This is a genomic window from Spirosoma jeollabukense, from assembly GCF_054777855.1.
Window position 1 is genome coordinate 91,918 of record NZ_BAAHAD010000002.1, and the last position, 17,780, is coordinate 109,697.

The 17,780-nt window shown below is 51.9% G+C and carries 14 protein-coding genes; all 14 read right to left on the bottom strand.

Translation table 11 applies throughout. The annotated features are described in order from the left end of the window. Nucleotides 1-19: 19 nt before the first annotated feature. Nucleotides 20-928, bottom strand: a complete 909-nt coding sequence (locus ACYVEA_RS08785) for a transketolase family protein (protein WP_461113055.1) — start codon at nt 926-928, stop codon at nt 20-22. Nucleotides 929-975: 47 nt separating this feature from the next. Beyond that, on the bottom strand, nt 976-2,958 hold the full coding sequence (locus tag ACYVEA_RS08790) for an NAD-dependent epimerase/dehydratase family protein (RefSeq protein WP_461113056.1): 1,983 nt from the start codon (nt 2,956-2,958) through the stop codon (nt 976-978). Nucleotides 2,959-3,038: 80 nt separating this feature from the next. Continuing rightward, complete coding sequence (locus tag ACYVEA_RS08795; protein WP_461113057.1) at nt 3,039-3,857, bottom strand: transketolase; 819 nt, start codon at nt 3,855-3,857, stop codon at nt 3,039-3,041. Between the two features lie 472 nt (nt 3,858-4,329). Continuing rightward, entirely contained in the window at nt 4,330-6,021 is a 1,692-nt protein-coding gene (locus ACYVEA_RS08800) for an IPT/TIG domain-containing protein (RefSeq protein ID WP_461113058.1), read from the bottom strand. Nucleotides 6,022-6,085: 64 nt separating this feature from the next. Then, the gene (locus ACYVEA_RS08805; protein ID WP_461113059.1) at nt 6,086-7,222 is read right to left on the bottom strand and encodes a glycosyltransferase family 61 protein; all 1,137 of its coding nucleotides are present in this window, start codon (nt 7,220-7,222) and stop codon (nt 6,086-6,088) included. A gap of 45 nt (nt 7,223-7,267) precedes the next feature. Continuing rightward, on the bottom strand, nt 7,268-8,992 hold the full coding sequence (locus tag ACYVEA_RS08810) for a GMC oxidoreductase (RefSeq protein WP_461113060.1): 1,725 nt from the start codon (nt 8,990-8,992) through the stop codon (nt 7,268-7,270). Continuing rightward, the gene (locus tag ACYVEA_RS08815) at nt 8,989-9,876 is read right to left on the bottom strand and encodes an aldo/keto reductase (RefSeq protein WP_461113061.1); all 888 of its coding nucleotides are present in this window, start codon (nt 9,874-9,876) and stop codon (nt 8,989-8,991) included. Before ACYVEA_RS08815 ends, ACYVEA_RS08810 begins: the two co-directional genes overlap by 4 nt. An 84-nt stretch (nt 9,877-9,960) precedes the next feature. After that, nucleotides 9,961-10,821 (bottom strand): methyltransferase domain-containing protein, encoded by an 861-nt coding sequence (locus ACYVEA_RS08820; protein WP_461113062.1) that lies wholly within the window; start codon nt 10,819-10,821, stop codon nt 9,961-9,963. A gap of 88 nt (nt 10,822-10,909) precedes the next feature. Further along, complete coding sequence (locus ACYVEA_RS08825) at nt 10,910-12,205, bottom strand: glycosyltransferase family 4 protein (protein ID WP_461113063.1); 1,296 nt, start codon at nt 12,203-12,205, stop codon at nt 10,910-10,912. A 2-nt stretch (nt 12,206-12,207) separates the two neighbouring features. Then, the gene (locus tag ACYVEA_RS08830; protein WP_461113064.1) at nt 12,208-13,092 is read right to left on the bottom strand and encodes a glycosyltransferase family 2 protein; all 885 of its coding nucleotides are present in this window, start codon (nt 13,090-13,092) and stop codon (nt 12,208-12,210) included. Beyond that, nucleotides 13,089-14,345, bottom strand: coding sequence for an O-antigen ligase family protein (locus ACYVEA_RS08835; protein ID WP_461113065.1), 1,257 nt, complete (start codon nt 14,343-14,345; stop codon nt 13,089-13,091). Before ACYVEA_RS08835 ends, ACYVEA_RS08830 begins: the two co-directional genes overlap by 4 nt. Nucleotides 14,346-14,513: 168 nt before the next feature. Continuing rightward, entirely contained in the window at nt 14,514-15,674 is a 1,161-nt protein-coding gene (locus ACYVEA_RS08840; RefSeq protein WP_461113066.1) for a glycosyltransferase family 4 protein, read from the bottom strand. Then, complete coding sequence (locus ACYVEA_RS08845) at nt 15,671-16,840, bottom strand: glycosyltransferase family 4 protein (protein WP_461113067.1); 1,170 nt, start codon at nt 16,838-16,840, stop codon at nt 15,671-15,673. The genes ACYVEA_RS08840 and ACYVEA_RS08845 overlap by 4 nt, the downstream gene beginning before the upstream one ends. Before the next feature lie 29 nt (nt 16,841-16,869). After that, nucleotides 16,870-17,778, bottom strand: coding sequence for a glycosyltransferase family 2 protein (locus tag ACYVEA_RS08850; protein WP_461113068.1), 909 nt, complete (start codon nt 17,776-17,778; stop codon nt 16,870-16,872). Nucleotides 17,779-17,780 lie beyond the last annotated feature (2 nt).

Below are 17,780 nucleotides of genomic sequence, written 5' to 3' on the forward strand. Positions count from 1 at the left end.
GAGCCTTACCTGATGACGTCTACCGAGTAAATGTCGTCAGGTGCCGAGCAATATTGGCTGGATCGAGGCCCGACAATTGCTGATGGTATTGCTGATCACCGTACAGACCGTTGGGATAGCCCTGGGCCGTCAGACTGACGAAATGGCTCGGCGCGGCCCCTTCGGTCAGCAACTTTACCGATAGCTGCTGGGCCAGCCCGCCAACCGATACATGTTCTTCCACCACCAGCAACGGCTTGCCCGCCCAGCGGTGTGCCAGATCGGCTGGTAAATCGAGCGGCAGGTTGGTGACCGTGTAGACATCGAACTGACCAGCTAAAGATTCGTCTTCCAGAGCCTTCAGTACGTTGGCCACAACGGGGCCAAGGGCCACGACGGTGCCCCGCGAAGTTGGATGACGAACGATATGCTTAAACGTACCATAGGTGCTTGCGCCATCGGGCGTTTGCGTCCCCGCCCCCAATCGTAGGTAGGCTGGTCGCCCTTCGGTTATGATCTGATCGAGCATCGGGTCCACCTCATCGGCAAAAGCCGGGATGTATGTATTCACGTTCTGCAGGCTGCTTAGACAGGCCAGGTCTTCGATGGCATGGTGGCTGCTGCCCATGATGCCGTAGCCATAGCCGCCCCCGTTACCCACCAGAAAAACCGGCATCTTATGCAGACAGACGTCATTGCGGAACTGCTCCAGACACCGGTATACCACAAAAGGGGCAATGCTGTAACAGAACACTTTGTAGCCACGATAGGCCAAACCAGCCGCCATACCCACCATATTCTGTTCGGCAACGCCCGCATTGATGAAACGAGGCCCCAGGGCATCTACTACGTTCTCTAAGGCGTTATAGCCCAGATCGCCGGTAAGGAATACGACCTTGTCATCCTGTCGCCCAATGCGCTCGATCGCGCTTGAAAATTCTTTTCGCATAGCCTGTTACCGGTTATAAAATTCATAGGGTGTTGAGCCCGTATGGTTTATTTTGCTTTTCGCTGCTCGATCAGTACATTGATCTCAGCGGCAGTACGATACGTACGTTCTCCCTTTTGAACCTTTGTACGAATGAACTTGGGCCGCTTTTTCGTCTCCTCGAAGATCTTGCTGATGTACTCACCCAGAAACGAAATGCCCAGCAGGTTGATGCCCCCAAAGAACATCACCAGCACGATCACCGTCGACAAGCCATACGGCGTGTGGGGATCCAAGTTCAACAGCCGCGAGAGAATCTGCCAGCCGATGCCCAGCATCGACAAACCCGTCAGGACAAAACCCGCGTAGGTCATCAACTCCAGGGGCGCAAAACTAAACGAGAAAATGGCCTTCTTGGCCCACCAGATGTTCTTGGTCCAGTTGTTGGTCGACACCCCAAACAGCCGTTCCGGCCGCACGTAGTCTACCCCCGTCTGTTTGAAGCCCACCCAGGCCCGCAGCCCCCGCAGGAACTGCTCGGTCTCGGGCAGGTTCACCAGCTCCCGCACCACCTTGCGGTCGATCAGTGAGAAGTCCCCTGCATCGACCGGGATGTCGATGTAGGCCGTCCGCTTGAAGAGCCGGTAGAACTGCTTGTAGAAGAAGTGCACGTGGGGGGCCATCTCCCGCTGTACCCGCACCCCATAGACCACCTCGAAGCCCTGCTGCCACTTGGCGTAGAAGTCCGGAATCACTTCGGGGGGGTCCTGCAGATCCCCATCCATGAGCACCACCGCATCCCCCGTGGCAATCTCCATCCCACTCAAAAAAGCCGCCTGGGAGCCGAAGTTGCGGGAATGCTTAATGGCAATCACATTGGGATCGTTGGCGCAGATTGCATTGAGCACCTCCTCGGTGTTATCGGGTGAGTTGTCATTGACAAAGATGATCTCATAGCGGACCTTCAACTGGTTGAAGGTGTTGACCAGCCGCTCATACATGTGGGGGATGGCCTGGGCGTCCTTGTAACAGGCGATGATGGGGGAGATAACCGGATTGAGCGTTGGGGTCTGGAAGGCGGGAATGACCCGACTTTCGTACTGGTGACTGATCTGCCAGTCAGCGGTTTGGCGTAGGCCATCCGAGAGGGAGGTAGTGGCTTGCCAGCCCAGATCGGCCTGGGCGGCCCTGGCATCGCCATACCAGTCGGAGAGGTCCCAGTTCCGATTGGACATGCTGCCCCAGACGGGTTCCTGTTGCAGGCCGAAGGTTTGGCGGGCGACCTCCACCAGCTCACGCATGGTCGTCTTGCGCCCCGTGGCGATGTTATAAGAACGGCCCCGAATGGTGGCGTTGACCCGCAGGGCGGCTTTGACAAAGGCCTCCACGCAGTCATCGACGTAGACAAAGTCGCGGCTGATGTCGGGCGAAACCAGGGGGGGCAATTGACCTTTGCGGGTCTCTTCGACCAGGCGGGGAATGAGCCGGTCGGGTTCTTCCCAGCCCCCGTAGATGGAGTAGAGCCGCAGGTTGAGTGTATTGAGCTGGTGCACCCGGGCGTAGTACTCGAGGGTATAGGCCCCTGACACCTTCGAGACAGCGTAGTGGCTGTTGGGTTCGACGGGGTCAGTTTCTTTGGGGGCGGTGCAGTTGAAGCCATACTCGGAGCTGCTGCCGGCATGGATGTAGACCATGTCGGGAGTGCAGGTTTCGAGGATGTTGACCGTGCCCAGGACGTTGGTCTCGTAGGTGAGGCTGACGTTTTTCTGCTTGCTGTAGGCGCCGTAGGCGGCCAGGTTGAAGATGGTCTTGGGCTTGATCCTGGCGAATACATCCTGGACGGAGGTGGGGGAGAGGATGTCGCAGTGAAGGACATTCTCAGGGGGCAGGTCTAGCAGCTTGAGTCGCCAGGCTTTGGTAGCGTCGTGGGTGAGGGCGTAGACATCCTGGCGTAGGCGGAAGAGTTGCTCAACCAGGTTGGCGCCAATGAAGCCGCTGGCCCCAAAAACCACAATCGGACCATTCAGTTGAGTTATAGAAGCGGCTGGCAAAATAGGTGTAGATTAAGTGAAACAAGTCCCAAATAAGGGCTGGGAGAAAACCGGTCAATACGTTGACCTTGTAATTGGGTCTAGGCCACCGACGTAGTAAAATAACGCGCCTGGACATCGGCGCGCGCCTGTTCATATTGGTCGGGTGTCATGGGTAAATAGTGCCACTCGAGCCGATTTTCCATGTACGAAACCCCTTTGCCCTTTTCTGTTTTAGCAATCAGTATTTTAGGTTTTCCATTCGGTATGGCCGTCAGCCGGTCTATCTGCTCCACTAATTCCGCTACGTTATGGCCATCGGCTTCGGCAATATCAAAACCTATAGCAGACCAGGTATCAGGACTGGCCGTATCGCCCAATACGTTGGCGGTTGTGTTGAAACCCTGTAATCCGTTTTTGTCGATCAAAACAATCAAATTATCCAGCCCCTTCTGCACGGCGTAATGAGCCGCTTCCCAGGTGGTGCCTTCGTTGGTTTCCCCATCCGACATGAGCACAAATACGCGGGAGTCGTCACCCAGTAATTTGCCCGCCTGCGCCATACCCGTACTGATAGGTAGTCCGTGCCCCAGCGATCCGGTAGCAAATGGAATGCCTTTATGATGATTTGGCGCCGGGTGGGCGGGGAGGGTGGTGCCATTTTGGTAGTACGTGGCCAGTTCGTCGTCCGGAATGTCGCCCAGGTGATTCAGGCAGGTATAGAGGGCGGCAGCCGCATGGCCTTTGGAGAGCAGGAAGGTATCCTGTTCCCGTTTACGCAGAATGAGCGTTGCCAGCATCAGGTCGATACAGCTAAGCGAACAACCGATGTGTCCGGCATGGGCCTGATGGTAGAGGCTTAACAGGTTTAGTCTAAGCTGGCCCTGAAGTGTCTTTGTGTCGATCAATTCCGTTGTCAAAACTGTAGTTGATTAGGTGTACAAATGCCTCATTCACCAAACGTTGATCACAGTAGATAATCATACTGGTGCTACGTTCTCATACCCATCGGATAGTACGTCAGAACGATTTTTGAGAAGGTAACTAGCTACGGTAAGGCGTTTCTTACCCGCTTGACATGACTATAAATATAAGCTGGCAGTCGCCACCCTGGGAATTATACGATTGTATGGTGTTGCCTGTCGATTTAGCCAACGCATCGGTAGTTACTCAAATACGTTAATCACAAACTAAATACACCCGTTTAAATGCCAGCAGAGACATTTCCCTATAATTATTTTCCCGTAAAACAGCATATTTTACAGGATAGCCTGATTAGAAATTAACTAACCGAATCGCGTAAATACAATGGCCTTTCAGGCCGCAAAGTGTATGATCCAGCGTTAGGATGTGGTCCGTAAACCCTGTATATCCCAACGCTGGTCTACCAATCTATCGATCGTAATCGGTCGTTTGAGGTGTAAAGCTGGTCCAGCCCGACAGCCAGTTATCTGTGCCAAAAGCACCCCGATACGGTACCGCAGTGAAAAACGAATCCGCTAATTTTCCACCAGAGACAGCACCCGTTAGCAGCGGTGAACCCGACTGTGGCAGAAAGTTTGGGGCGGAGAGATTGAACGTCGATCCGTTCAATAACAAAGACGCCAGATCCGATGACTGGATAACCTGATTTGACTGGGCGGTTGTGGTAAAATACGTCGTCGCCTGTGCATTGGTGATCGCACCACCACCTACAACTGGTGTCAGCACGTTTGCCAGCAGAACACCTTTCAAATCAAGGGCGTTGCTAGTTATGTTTGCCAGCGTACCCGTAGCGGTTCCATCCAGACGAACGCCTTCCGGATATCCGTAAATTACTGAATTGTAGATGCTTGTCGCTGTATTTCGGCGTAAAAATATCCCGGACTGATAAAGGCCTGTAGTCGGTGTGCTGTTAAAGGCAAAGTCACTTATGTTGGCAAAGATTGGGGCCGTTTGCGGCAACCCATTTTGTCGGGTTAATGGTGCCCCCGTGTTCTCGCCCGGATCGAAATTCTGCGACTCAAACCCGTTTGATCCCGCTGGCGATCCAACCGCCGGGTCACGTAGTGCGACGCCAAACTGTACCTTACCGGAGTAGCCCCAGTCGGAACTCCAGTTGTCATCGAAACTGCGGTAGGCAACGAGATTTTTGGCGTTCACCGTTCCGCCGAACCAACCAAAGGCATCCCCGCTACTGTACGAAACCTGAACATGGTCAATGGTAGTGCCGTAGCCAACGCCGTAAAGAGTCAGGCCATTCAGCCTGTCATTGGCTATGGTGGGTTGCGATGTTCCCGCAAATTCAATCCTAACGTATTGAAGGATACCCGAATTGTCATCGAATTCGTTGTAGGTTTCGACGGTGCCGCGCACCCCACCGGCAAGGAGCGTTTCGCCCGGCCGGTTCAGAGCCGCTTTCCCAACCAGCACAATTCCGCCCCAATCGCCATAGCCGCGCTGCCCGGCGGCTTTGGCCGACGTAAAGACAATCGGTTGAGTAGCTGTTCCCTGAGCAATTAATTTGCCCCGTCGCTCCACGATGAGCGTTCCAGACTGATTTTTGCCATTCGGGTCCCGATCCGGTCCCGCGCCTTTGATAACCGTTCCGGGCTGGATCGTCAGTGTATAATCGGCCGGGATATAGACCAGGCCCCGCAACAGGTAAATGGTATCTTTTCTCCAGGTTAAATTGGCGTAGAGCGTTCCGGATATCTCTTTCACAGGTTTGAGGGCTGGAATAGAGACCGTAAACGTAGCCGGACTCTGCGCGGTTTGGCCACCCGCCGATACCGAAACAGGGCCACTTGCCGCTCCGGCAGGTACCACCACCACTAAGCTTGTCGAGGTAGCCGACACAATGGTTGCCTGAACGCCCCCTATGGTGATCGTATTGCTGGCGGGGTCTGTACTGAAATTGGTACCGCTGACCGTAATGGTACTGCCGACGGGTGCGCTGGCCGGGTCAATGCCCGTGATCGTGGTTTTGGCCTGTGGCTGCGGATTGCTGGTATCCGTGTCGCTGTCGTGTTTACAGGCCGTGAAAACTACCGTACTGCTCAATAGCACGAGCAGGGCGAATAAAAGTTGCTTGTAATTTTTCATAGTCATCGAGAATTTGTTGTTAATCGTATTTTACAGGCAGTCTATCATCTACACGAGTTTTCGACTAGGCGACTTCATACCTGAATAAGTCATTTAGACCCCGTTCGATCTGATCGATCGAGACAGTGATATCGTCATCGACATGACTATGCCGACTCCCTCCAACCAGACCTGCACAATAGCCTGAATAACGTAGTCCCAGCAACTCAGCCAGGTACCGGAAATACTCTGGTACGTAGTTATCGGCGAACAGCTCGAGCAGATGCGTGCCCGGCCTGCACCAGAGTATATTGGCAAACGAAGCCCCGTGTGGCCCGATGATGAACGACGCACCGGCATAGAGCGCGACTTGCTCAGCGATGCTTCTTGGTTGATCCTCGATAATATCGAAGCCATACGTCATCAATAAAGCCACTAATGCATCCTCATTCAGCACACGGCGTCGGCCGGAACGCCGGATGTATATACGCCTGCCCGGACCCGTTGGCTCAGGCATAACGGAACACACGTAGCGTCTAAGCGACAACACATCAGCCGGATTTGGATAAAACCAGCTGTTGTTGTCGCCCAGTATGGCTGTGGAGAAGCGAACCGTATGGGTTCGGCTATCAATTAAATTCTCCTGTCTGATACCCAGTATGGCCAGCAACTCACGCTCGAAGGTTGTGTGCAGCAGCGGATACGCTACTGTTGCTTCGGCAAAGACAGAGTCAGGCAGCGTGTCTTTGATACGGCATAGTTTGGCCGCAACAAAAAACAGGTAGTCATAATAACGGCCCCAATAATGACTCCAGGGCGCAATTAGCGTTGTCGTTTCATAAGCAGGCCGTTGCTTTCGGTTCAGCAGATCTTTAAACAAAGCGTTTGTGCCGAAATCGGTATCGAGCACTTTACGGCCAAGCTTCAGGCCCCCCGACCGTAATTGCGTAGCGTCGGGACGGAGATTATCAAGCCGCCAAACGTGGGTATGACCAGTGGCCACTTCCGTTTGATTGAATATCAACTTGCTACGTTCCGTCACGTCGGCAACTTTGGGTAGCGTAATATGATGCACCGGGCTCGAAGCCAGCTGGTACGGGCGCAGGTAGTCTTCCGTCTGCGCCTTGGTCAGCAAGTCAAGGCCAAATGGTTTCGCCAGGATCGTCGACTGTTTTTTCAGACTATCACGAGCTTCATTTAACCAACGGTTTATCAGAGCCATACGCAGTTTATTTTAACAATCGCTTACGCGAAAAATGGGTATTTTCTAATCTGTTATTTGAATGACACCGTTCCTGTATTCCGGGGTGCCAGCGAACTTTTTGCTGGGCGTAAATGGCTCACGCAGATGATCGGCCAGCCGTAGCGCCTGCGCCACAAGGGTCAGGGTTGGGTTGGCATGTCCACCCGTCGGGAACACCGAAGAACCCGCTACGTAGAGATTATCCAGTCCGTACACTTTCGAATTGCCATCCACAACTCCCGTTTGAGGATCGTCCGACATGCGGGTTGTACCGATGTGGTGGGCGGCTGAATTAAACGTTTTTATCTGTTTGGTCAGATACTCACGTAATCCCTGCTCCGAATACCGTACTTCCCCCAGGTTCTTTTTTCTGAAGTTGTCAACGAACAAATTATGAGCGTCAACAACCGATTCTACATCAGCTTCTGTAAATGCAATACTTACCTCAGCCCGTGGCATACCAAATGCATCCCTGGCCGACGATGACAAAGACACCCGACTCGCTCGGTTTGGGCGTTGCTCCGCCTGAAAATACAAGCCCCAATACGTCGTATTTTTCGCTGGCAGAATAAATGGCAACCGCCGTTTGGCCATGCGCTTGAGCCCCAGTTGAATCAAATCCGGAATCTGGGTCAGTCCATCCCGGGCAATTATGCCTGCATGGTCCCTGATGGAAGGTGACAATTCCTGCCACTTACGCAAGGCTTTGCCCACCGATTTCTGGCTAACAATCGACAGCAATGATTTGACAACGTAGCGCGATGAAAACAGTACGTCCCGATGCCCGTTGGTGGTGTTGGGATGATACAGAAAAAAGATCGTGTTCAGCAATTTCCGGGACGTCTGGGTAGCTTCTGGAATCCACCACCGCCGACGGCAATACACGCCCGCATCCCGTTCAAAATCGACCAGTAGTTCCTCCCGATTTTTGGGGTTGAGTTCGGCGTACGTGCCGTCCAGATGCGCCATGTAATATCGCCCTACGTTATCGTGCTGATTGCCGATGCCCGTTGGGAAATAGTGATTTGCCGATGCCAGCAGCAAGCGTGGATTCTCGATTCCACCCGTTGCCAGCACAAACGAACCGGCCTTCACCGTGAAACTAACGCCACCCATAGTCACGTCCACATGCGAAATGCGTTCGCTGGACTCCTGCATCTGCAAAGCCAGTACGTGCGCATCCAGTAACACCTGAACACGTTCACTACGTTCTAACTCAGTCTTGTAGGCTTTCGCAAAATTGATGGGCGGACTCCAGCGCTCCAGCGGATACGATACGATAGCCTCCGTATCCAGTCCGTTGATAATTTCCTGTTTCGCCGTGGGAAACGTATCGTGCGCACTAAACGAAAAATCGCCGATCTGACACAGTTGAGCGGCCTGACGATAATAAGGCAACAGTGTTTCGTAGCTAAAAGGCCAGCCACTATCCGGCACCCAGGTACGCGGGTTGAAATCAATCGGTTCAAATGGAATACACCGTCCACCCCACACGGCTGAGGCTCCCCCAAACTGCCGACGACGATTTTCTTCCAGCGGTTCATGTGGCTTGGTCGGTGAAACGACACCCCGGTGCAGATCCTGATTGGCACTTGTTTCCGACCATCCACCACCCGTTAGCATAACCACATTTATCGGCAGTTTCGACAACTGTAGCGCTATCGAAATAGCCGCCGGACCACCGCCGATCAGGCAAATGTCGGCCTGGAGGACCTGCCCGTTCTGGATGTCGTTTTTTGTGCGGATCATGCGAGAAGTTGGTTAAGGGTGGGCAAATAGCGCGGTAAGACCTTTGTGTAGTCCAGCGAAGCGATGTTGTGCTTTAAATGCGCCAGATCGCTGGTGCCAAACAAAACAGCATCTACTTTTTTCTCCGTTAATACGGCCGCAATCAGAAACTGAATCAGCGACATACTTTCCAAGCCATCCATCTTACTACGTTCCAATGCGGTGGCCGCAAAACGGTCTACCAACGATTTATAAGGACGTAGCACCTGGTTCGCCACGACCGGAATCTGATGCGCCCGACACAGGTCGATAATGGCGTTGGCACTGTTATCCTGCCAGGAAACGGCCGTTTGCACCAACTGAACCTGTCCACTACGGATACCTTCTTCCACTACGCGATAGTCGTTCGTTGAAACGCCCGTGTAGTCGGCCAGCCCTGCCTGCCTGATCAGCTCCAGTCCTTCCCAGGCGTTGGTGCCAACCAGTTCATCCCAGACGGGTTCATGCAGCATAAAGGCGTTGGCAGATTCTACGCCAAGGCGTTTGTTGCTTTGCCGGATGCTGTTAAGCAGATAATTAGCGGTATAATTCTTTTTGACACCGGCTTTAATTTTTATCTTTTTACCGATCTGATTGAGTGGCGATAACCATTCGGGCGTATGAAACATGGGAATGCCTGCCTTGGTCATCACAAAAAACGACGACCGATTATTGGCGATACACTTATTGATAAGCCGTTCTGAATCACCCGAACCATACGTATCGGCCGTGTCAATCAGGTTGATACAGTTGTCGGCGGCAAGCCGGATAATATCACCGAATTGGTCTGTCGACAAGCGGCTTCCCAGCGAACCAGCCCGACTGGTTCCAATACCTAACCGAGAAAGTTGCTCTAATAATATCATGATCAATATCCGATAAATGATAGCTGGATCAGACCAAATGGCAGGTCCGGAACATCACAAAAGATGAACGCTATAAATGAATTTTCAGGAATTAGTTTGCTGCATTACGCCTATGGAATTAGCCGTTGCCAATGGACCAGAAAGTGGTGGTTTTTTTCGACCGAAAAACACCTTTCTGAAATTAGTAGCCATAGGTTTATTTGATAAAACGGGTGGAAATAGAACAAACCGTTCTGCCGTTTCTTTATCAAAATTTTTCTCGTTGATAGACGTAACGTCAAAGCCACTATTGGTTAGCATATCGACGAAATCATCACCGTATATTCGCAGATGATCGTACTGACCAAATACCCGCTCCCGTTCCTTCGGACTTGTAATCGATAAATCTTCGATAGTGTGTTTTAAATGATCTTTTTGCGGCACCGTGAAAATGCAGTAGCCGCCGGGCTTAAGCACCCGAAATACCTCATCAATACCCGCCCGATGGTTGGGTACGTGTTCCAGCACATCGCAGGCAATGACACAATCAAATGACTCATCAGCAATGGCTTTCATATCAGAAATATCGATATTATAATCAATATTCTTGTATGAATAACCATCCGTAAAAAAGTCGGCCGTCTGGTAGGAACCGGCATTTTTTCGTATTATTTTTTCGAGGAATTTTTCAGGGGCAAAATGTAAAACCTTTTTGTCCTTAATTATTTTTTTTAAATCGAATTCATCTAATAACGAAAGTGAAGCTAACAGCAATCTATGCCGCACGGTAGAATAACACTTCGGACAGATACAGTTTAAATGCCAGGGGTCATCACTCAGTTTGTTGGCTTTATAATGACAGATATTGCATTCAACGTCGTTGCCCGCTACGTTGTAATAAAGCTGCGTAGCGTCTAGGTAAACTTCCTTAGCACTTTCCTTGATTGTTTTCAGCACTTTTTTCATCGCTTTATTGGTTAATAGTGCTATCGTTATTTTTTAACTAGTATATAGTAAATCTATTTTAACTAAAATTCCTGTTAAGGCTGTCACACTAAGACCGGTGTCTGTTCAGGGGATTCGCTGGAATTACGTCGGCTCTTTCGGCAGGTGCTTTCTGCGCCATCACGGCGGGATATAGATCGTCAACGAAGGTTCTGATTTTAGCATCCCATACCTGCGATTGCGCAAACGTATAAGCGGCCCGTCCCATAGCCAATCGCTGGTCGGGATGGGCATACATCCACTCAATGGCTTTGGCTAACTCGGCGGTCACCTGTTCTTCATCCGTTACCGTAACTTTTAGCCCCGTTTCGGGATTGACCAGCTCCGCCTGACCGTGTAATTCGAGCGTTACGACGGGCAACGAATACGCCATCGCTTCCAGTAGCTGCATGGGGCAGGAGTCGCGCAGGCTCGTGAAAACGAAGACGTCCGACTGTCGGTAAAATTCTTTCACCTCATCATACGACACATGCCCAGCCCACTTGACCCGATCCTGAACGCCGTAACGACTTATGTAGCCCGGCACTTGGTCAGCCATTTCGCCTTTCCCCCCCACAATGGTCAGCGTAATAGGTAGGGCTGGATTGACTTTACTAAATGCCTGAATGGTCAGTTCCAGCGCCTTGCGGGGCATCAGGCGACCCACCCAAAGTAAGTTCATGCCAGGATTGGCCTGCCGCTCGATGGGTTCAGATGGCAAAAACGAGGCACTCAGACCCGCATCCAGCATTCGCTCGATTGGCTTGTTGGCGCGTTGAGTTCTGGCCAGCTGATACGTATCGTCGTTGGTAACAATCACCCGACTGGCGGTTTTAAGTGTCCGGTAAAAGCCGGGATTAGCATACTGAAGCAGGATACTCACCCAATCCCGCATCCATTCCCGCGACCAGTACTGACCGAAATACCGCTTCAACGCCTGAGGTGCCCGCTGCCCGCCACCGACTGGCCCGAAGATGAACGGCTTTTTCAGCTTGTACAGAAAACTGCCCAACTGAATGCTGCCATACGTAACGTGATGCACCAGATCGAAGTCGTGCATTTTATCCAGTTTTCGACCAAGTTTGTAGGCCTTCCATTGCCAGTATAAATAATGGAAGTACATGCCTATCAACCCTTTCGCGCAGAATTTATCCGCCCAGTCGGGCATGGGAACGTAGTGAACCGTCAGGTTTGGGAAGAAGCCATTCGCCAAAACAGGATCAATCGCAGCTTGCCACTGGTGCTTGGTCAGGCAATGGATCTGATAGCCATTTTCGCTGAGCAACGTGGCGTAATTCCAGCCATTTCCCTCTTCCGACCCCGCATTTGGCAGGCAGGCATACGCCGATAACAATACGTTTCTCATGGCTAGATGGGTTTTACGGGTCGTAGTTTGCGCCGTACGAAGCCCGCACAAATGCGCGATATGTCGAATAGGAAATAAATGATCTTTGTCCGGGAATGGGTGATCGCAAACTGGTAGCGGATCTTCAGGTTGGTCGGCGATTTGAACGACGTAAATCCATTCCAGAACTCTTTCCAACTGGCGCTGTGCGTAACCAGCGAGTTGGTCGCACTGACAAATTCGGAAACCGGACTTTTCGCGCTGACAATCAGTCGATACCCGGCTTTCCGAGCGCGAACCGACAACTCGATGTCGGCCATGTAGTGAATATAATTCTTGGAATCGAACAGGCCGATCTTATCAAAAACAGGCATAGGAATCAAAGTACCCCGACCCGGCAGGGAGTCCGATTCAATGAACGAGGTTTGACGGATCAGCTCCCGATAATCACAGTTGTAATTCTCGGCCAGATGCTTGCCTTTTGCTACGTACAGATCGAAGGTGGTACCCGCATATTCGAGTTTGTTGGGCTGTTCACTATCCACACTAACCGACCCGACCAGGCAGGGTTTGTGGGTCTGATACGTATCCAGCAGCGATTGCAGGTAGTCAGGCTTTACGTACGTATCGTCATTGAGCGTCAACACAAAATTTGCCTGGCGTTTATCCTGGTGCTGCTGCGCATACCGAATCCCCCAGTTTGTTGCTTCGGCCCACCACAAATTCCCGTCGCCCCGCAACACGACTACGTCAGGAAACTCCTGATGAATCATCTCGCTGGTTCCGTCCGTCGAGCCGTCATCAACCACAATAACCTGAAAATCACGATACGTCTGTGCTGATAAACAGGCCAGGCATTGACGCGTAAATCCAAGGCGGTTATGAACGGGAATGACAATACTAATCATACGATTTCCTGATTTTTAACCAGTACCAATGGTTTTGATTCTGAATACTCTATCGTTTCTATATCCGGGTCGTCCTCCGTCAAATCGACGGCTGGCCGCTTCAGGCCATAGAACATACCAATACCGACAACGGTCCAGTAATACAGCGGCAGTTGATACGACACGCCATAGACGATTCCGCAGATGATGAAGCTGAACAGGACGGCATGCTCGGTCGAGAACTGGCGATTCCGCCGGTAGATGGTGATGAGTGTGCCGATGATGAGCAACAAGTTGATACCCAGACCAACAGCGCCATAATTGTAGAGCATATCGACGTACTGGGAGTGGATGAAGGTGCCCTTATCAGGAAATTCATCGTTCCCCATTATCTCACCCCGGTCATAACCCGCATACCGCCAGCCAAACAACGGCCGCTCCGGAATTTGACTCAAATAAAATTCTGACTGCTCAATACGCCAGCTCCCGGTTTCATCTTCCTTGGGATCGAAAATGCCACCGATACTTTCCGCAAAAGCTTCCATTTTCTTCCCCGGCAACGACCCGGCCAGCGGCATAGCGACGATGACCAGAACCACCAGCATGATGAGGGTACGGCCAAGGGGCAAATTGGCCGATGCCAGCTTCCCAATCGCCGTCAGGCCAATGACCACCGCAGCCGCTACGACGGCCGCCGACATAACCGAGCGATGCAGCAGGAAAACAATAAAGGCAAACGTGAACAGCGATTTGAGCAGGTCCGAAATGGCGTGTTCTTTCAGGTAGTTTACCAGATAGTACACAAACGGAATCACTAAATACAGGGCATCGGGTGCCGCAGTTGTTCGGGTTTCGGCGGTCAGGGCGTAACTGAAAAGCTGACCTAGCAAAATCTGGTTGATGAGGTAAAGCCCGAAAATGATGTAGACGACGTAACTAAATTTCAGGGGTTCGGCCCGCTCGACAACGTAATAAGCCAGCAACGCCAACCCACAGAAGGCAAAACGTTTGATAACAAAGTAGGAGTAGACGTACTGGTTGTATTCGTACTTTGACTCCAATAGCAACAGGATGACGCCAAGAAACAGCAGCCAGGCCGCAATTTTGTACAGGACCGGATAGCTGAAATAGAACCCGACCAGGGCCAGTATACCAACCAGCGTCAATCCGTTCACGGCTTTTTCAATGAACGGACTACCCGCATTGCCCCCGTAGGCGATGGCGCTAACTCCAAACAGGAGGGCATACAGAGCGATTCGATAGATCCAGATCATAGTGTTCGTTTCGTGTTACGTTCCTTAAGTGACGTAGTGGTGATCAGGGGTTGGCTAAAAAAGTTTTGCTCAATCTGAAACCGCCCCTAAATCCCCTAAAGGGGACTTTGCATACGCTTGGATAAAGTCCCCTTTAGGGGATTTAGGGGCGGTTTTTCATGCAGTTTCTCAGGGATTAGCCAAAACTTCCTGATAAATGGATTCCGTTATGCCGACAATCTGCTGCTGGTCAAACCGTTCGAGCGAAATTTCCCGTGCTTGTCTGGCCAGTGTAGTACGTAGTGATGTGTTCTGCCACAGTTGCTCCACTGCCTCAGCGATGTCAGCTACTTTCAACGAAGTTAACAGGCCTGTTTCGTAGGACTTGACCAGCGATGAAACGCCCCCTACATCCGACGCCACAACGGGCAATCCAGCCAGCTGAGCTTCGCAAACGCTATTCGGGCTGTTATCGATGTAGGAAGGGTGGAGCAGGCAAAAGGCTTCGTGATACGTATCCCACAGTTGGGCGGCCGACAGCATACCCCGATGCTCAATGTCGTCGGGTTTGATGTTGTGCAATGACAGTTTATCGACCAGCTTGAGCAGCGATTGCTTACTGCCCGACCCCGTGACAATCAGTCGAATAGGCATTTTCTTTCGCAGCAGATCGACTGTCTGAAGGGCTTCGCTAATACCCTTGATGTAATTGTCGCCCCCCACAAACAAAACAGCGTTTGGCTCCCTATCCGTCGACGGCTGAATGGCCGTATAAAACTCCGGCCGTAGCAATTCCCAGTTATGGTGAATCACAGCACGGGGCTGCATAGTACGTACTACCGATTTATCCCAGTGAGTCCGGCAGATAAAATGCTTCACGGTGGGCATGAACCGTTTCTCATAATAGCCCGCCACCAGCCAGGCCAGGTGCCGGTATTCGGGCCGCTTGGGCAGGTGTTTGTAATACTCCCGGGTGAATCCCTGCGCCGACAGCACTTTGGGGATTTTTACGTTAGCGCCAATCACATGGTACTGCTGTTCTGCCCCGTGGATGTGCATGAGATCGTACTCGTTTCCTACGTCTTTCAGGTAGTTCTGAACCCGTTTGATACGTCCGGAAAAAGCCCAGAGGACATCCCGCTTGTCTTCGGGCACCTTAATGAATACATACTTAATGCCTTTATGGACAACCTCTTCGTCCTGGGCAACGTAGGGGTTATAGCTTAGTATCGTAATGTTTGCATCTCCCTTTTCCACCAGTTTATGGGCCAAAGACGTTACCCAGGGTACGGGATGACCACCACCTGACTTTAAGGGATGCGGGACGGCAGCGAGCCATAGTAGGTTCATAGTTCGACGACTGGGTTGAGTGTGTTACGTAGTGATTGGCGCCCTGTTATGGTCTCCTTATAGAAGGCCAAATGTTTGTCGATCATGACATCCAGATTAAACCGGTTACGTGCGAAGGCCAACTGATCTTCGGCCAAAACCGCCCGGGTTCGGGGGTCCTGGTAGGTAAGAATGACATCCGCCAGTTCGGCAGCGGTGATCGACACCGGAAGCAATCCTGGACCCGTTCGGTTAAATTGTTCGGGGATACCACCCGTGGCCAGAGCAAGCACCGGCGTTCCGGATGCAATAGCCTCCGTAATGCTATAGCCCCAGGATTCATTCAGGGCCGTGTGTACGTATAAAGAAGCCTGTTGAAGGTAATCCGGTACGTTTGTCTGATAGCCCAGGAACTGAACAAAGCTCTGTAGGTTCTTTTCCTGCACGAGCTGTTCCCATTCCTGACGCTTGGGGCCTTCGCCCAATAGCCAGACCCTGAACCTGGTTAGGCCCCGTGATCGAAGTTCATCGGCGACCTCAATGAGCAGCCGTTGATTTTTCCGTTCCTCAAGTGTTCCCACACTAATGAGCGTGAAGTCGTCGCTTTCCTGCCGGGGTTGTTCGGGCGGGAAGACAACCCCATTGTGAATGACTTCGCAGACAGCCCCCTGTGGCCGAAGGAAAGCTGACGTGCGTTTTATATAATCCGATACGGTAATGAACGAATCGTTGTGGTTGAACACGTAGCGATACCAGCTGGCCAGGCGCTTATGCGTCCAGTCACTTAGCTGAAAGCCCAGTTTATATTCGGTGAGCGGATCATCGTTGAAATGGCAGGTCATCACGACGGGAACCCGCTTGGCCAAACCCAGCGAAGCCCCGGCTCCGGCCGTAGCATCCTGTGCGTGCACGAGATCGAAGGCATCGGCGCCTTTAGCCCGCACAGATACCCAGATGCTCACGAAGTTTTCCAGCTCAAACCAGAGCACGCGGCCATTCTGACCAAATAAAGCCGCTAGTTTACGTAACAAGCCAATGATTTTTTTTGGCAGAAAAGGGGTATCGGCCGGCGTAATGAGCTGCACCGATTCGACCCGACCATTAAGTTGGTTCAGCAGCCGGTTGTAGTGCGCCGTTACCCCTGTTTTTGAGGTTTGCGTGGTCGATGAAACAATCAAAACGCGCATAGTTAATTCGTCTAAATCGGTACGCCGATTTATTTATTCAAAAGTCGATACAGCTTTACGGTCAGAATACCCCCCGGTTGCTTACGGAAATTATTGAACACACTGTCCAGAGCCGCTTCGCCATAAAGCAGAAAATTGTACAGTCGATTGGCATGGGTACCGCCAATCTGCCCCAGCGTGGCCCGTACCGACCACTTCATGAATACCATGAACCCGTAACTGTCGCCGTGGATGTTCTGAAACACGCGTCGCTGATTCCGTACGGCATAATACTGCTTCCAGGCACCGGGCCAGGGAATACCGTTCCGGTCGAAGGACGGCGGGTGATAGAAGATGGAGTTCGGCACCGTAACCACCGGATAACCCATTTTCTGAACGCGGGTCATGTACTCCACTTCGTCGCCCCAGATAAACAATTTCTTATCGGGTAGACCAACGTTTTTGACCACCTCCGCACTTACCAGCGTACCGTTGAAAAAGAAAGCGACGCCGTAAACCAGATCGTAGGGTGCCATATCCGCCACTTTTCGGTAGCTCCGATTCGGACGATCGACATAGAATGCCAGTTCGCTATGATCCTTATTGCTGACCGATACGCAGTTTTTAATGCAAGGCCCAATGTTAGGTGACGTCATTAGCGCTTCGAGCGCATCAGGAGCGGCCAGACAGTCGTCATCCATGCACCATAACCAGTCGAATCCTGCCTGATAGGCCGTGTCGATACCGGTTGCAAAGCCACCTGCTCCGCCTAAGTTGGGCTGGGTAACGACCCGAAGACCAGTTTGCTCGGCCAGCCATTCGCCAGTGCCATCGGTGCTGCCATTATTTATGACGATGATGGCATCGAGCGGTCGTGTTTGTTCACGAAGGCTAACGAGGCATTTCTTCAAGTCGGCGAGCCGGTTGTAAGTCACAACCACGGCAGCTACAGTTTCCATAA

Bases quoted from the DNA above. Each gene is read 5' to 3' on its own strand.
- ACYVEA_RS08785 (WP_461113055.1), bottom strand. From the start codon at position 928: ATGCGAAAAGAATTTTCAAGCGCGATCGAGCGCATTGGGCGACAGGAT.
- ACYVEA_RS08800 (WP_461113058.1), bottom strand. From the start codon at position 6,021: ATGAAAAATTACAAGCAACTTTTATTCGCCCTGCTCGTGCTATTGAGC.
- ACYVEA_RS08805 (WP_461113059.1), bottom strand. From the start codon at position 7,222: ATGGCTCTGATAAACCGTTGGTTAAATGAAGCTCGTGATAGTCTGAAA.
- ACYVEA_RS08810 (WP_461113060.1), bottom strand. From the start codon at position 8,992: ATGATCCGCACAAAAAACGACATCCAGAACGGGCAGGTCCTCCAGGCC.
- ACYVEA_RS08815 (WP_461113061.1), bottom strand. From the start codon at position 9,876: ATGATATTATTAGAGCAACTTTCTCGGTTAGGTATTGGAACCAGTCGG.
- ACYVEA_RS08820 (WP_461113062.1), bottom strand. From the start codon at position 10,821: ATGAAAAAAGTGCTGAAAACAATCAAGGAAAGTGCTAAGGAAGTTTAC.
- ACYVEA_RS08825 (WP_461113063.1), bottom strand. From the start codon at position 12,205: ATGAGAAACGTATTGTTATCGGCGTATGCCTGCCTGCCAAATGCGGGG.
- ACYVEA_RS08830 (WP_461113064.1), bottom strand. From the start codon at position 13,092: ATGATTAGTATTGTCATTCCCGTTCATAACCGCCTTGGATTTACGCGT.
- ACYVEA_RS08835 (WP_461113065.1), bottom strand. From the start codon at position 14,345: ATGATCTGGATCTATCGAATCGCTCTGTATGCCCTCCTGTTTGGAGTT.
- ACYVEA_RS08840 (WP_461113066.1), bottom strand. From the start codon at position 15,674: ATGAACCTACTATGGCTCGCTGCCGTCCCGCATCCCTTAAAGTCAGGT.
- ACYVEA_RS08845 (WP_461113067.1), bottom strand. From the start codon at position 16,840: ATGCGCGTTTTGATTGTTTCATCGACCACGCAAACCTCAAAAACAGGG.
- ACYVEA_RS08850 (WP_461113068.1), bottom strand. From the start codon at position 17,778: ATGGAAACTGTAGCTGCCGTGGTTGTGACTTACAACCGGCTCGCCGAC.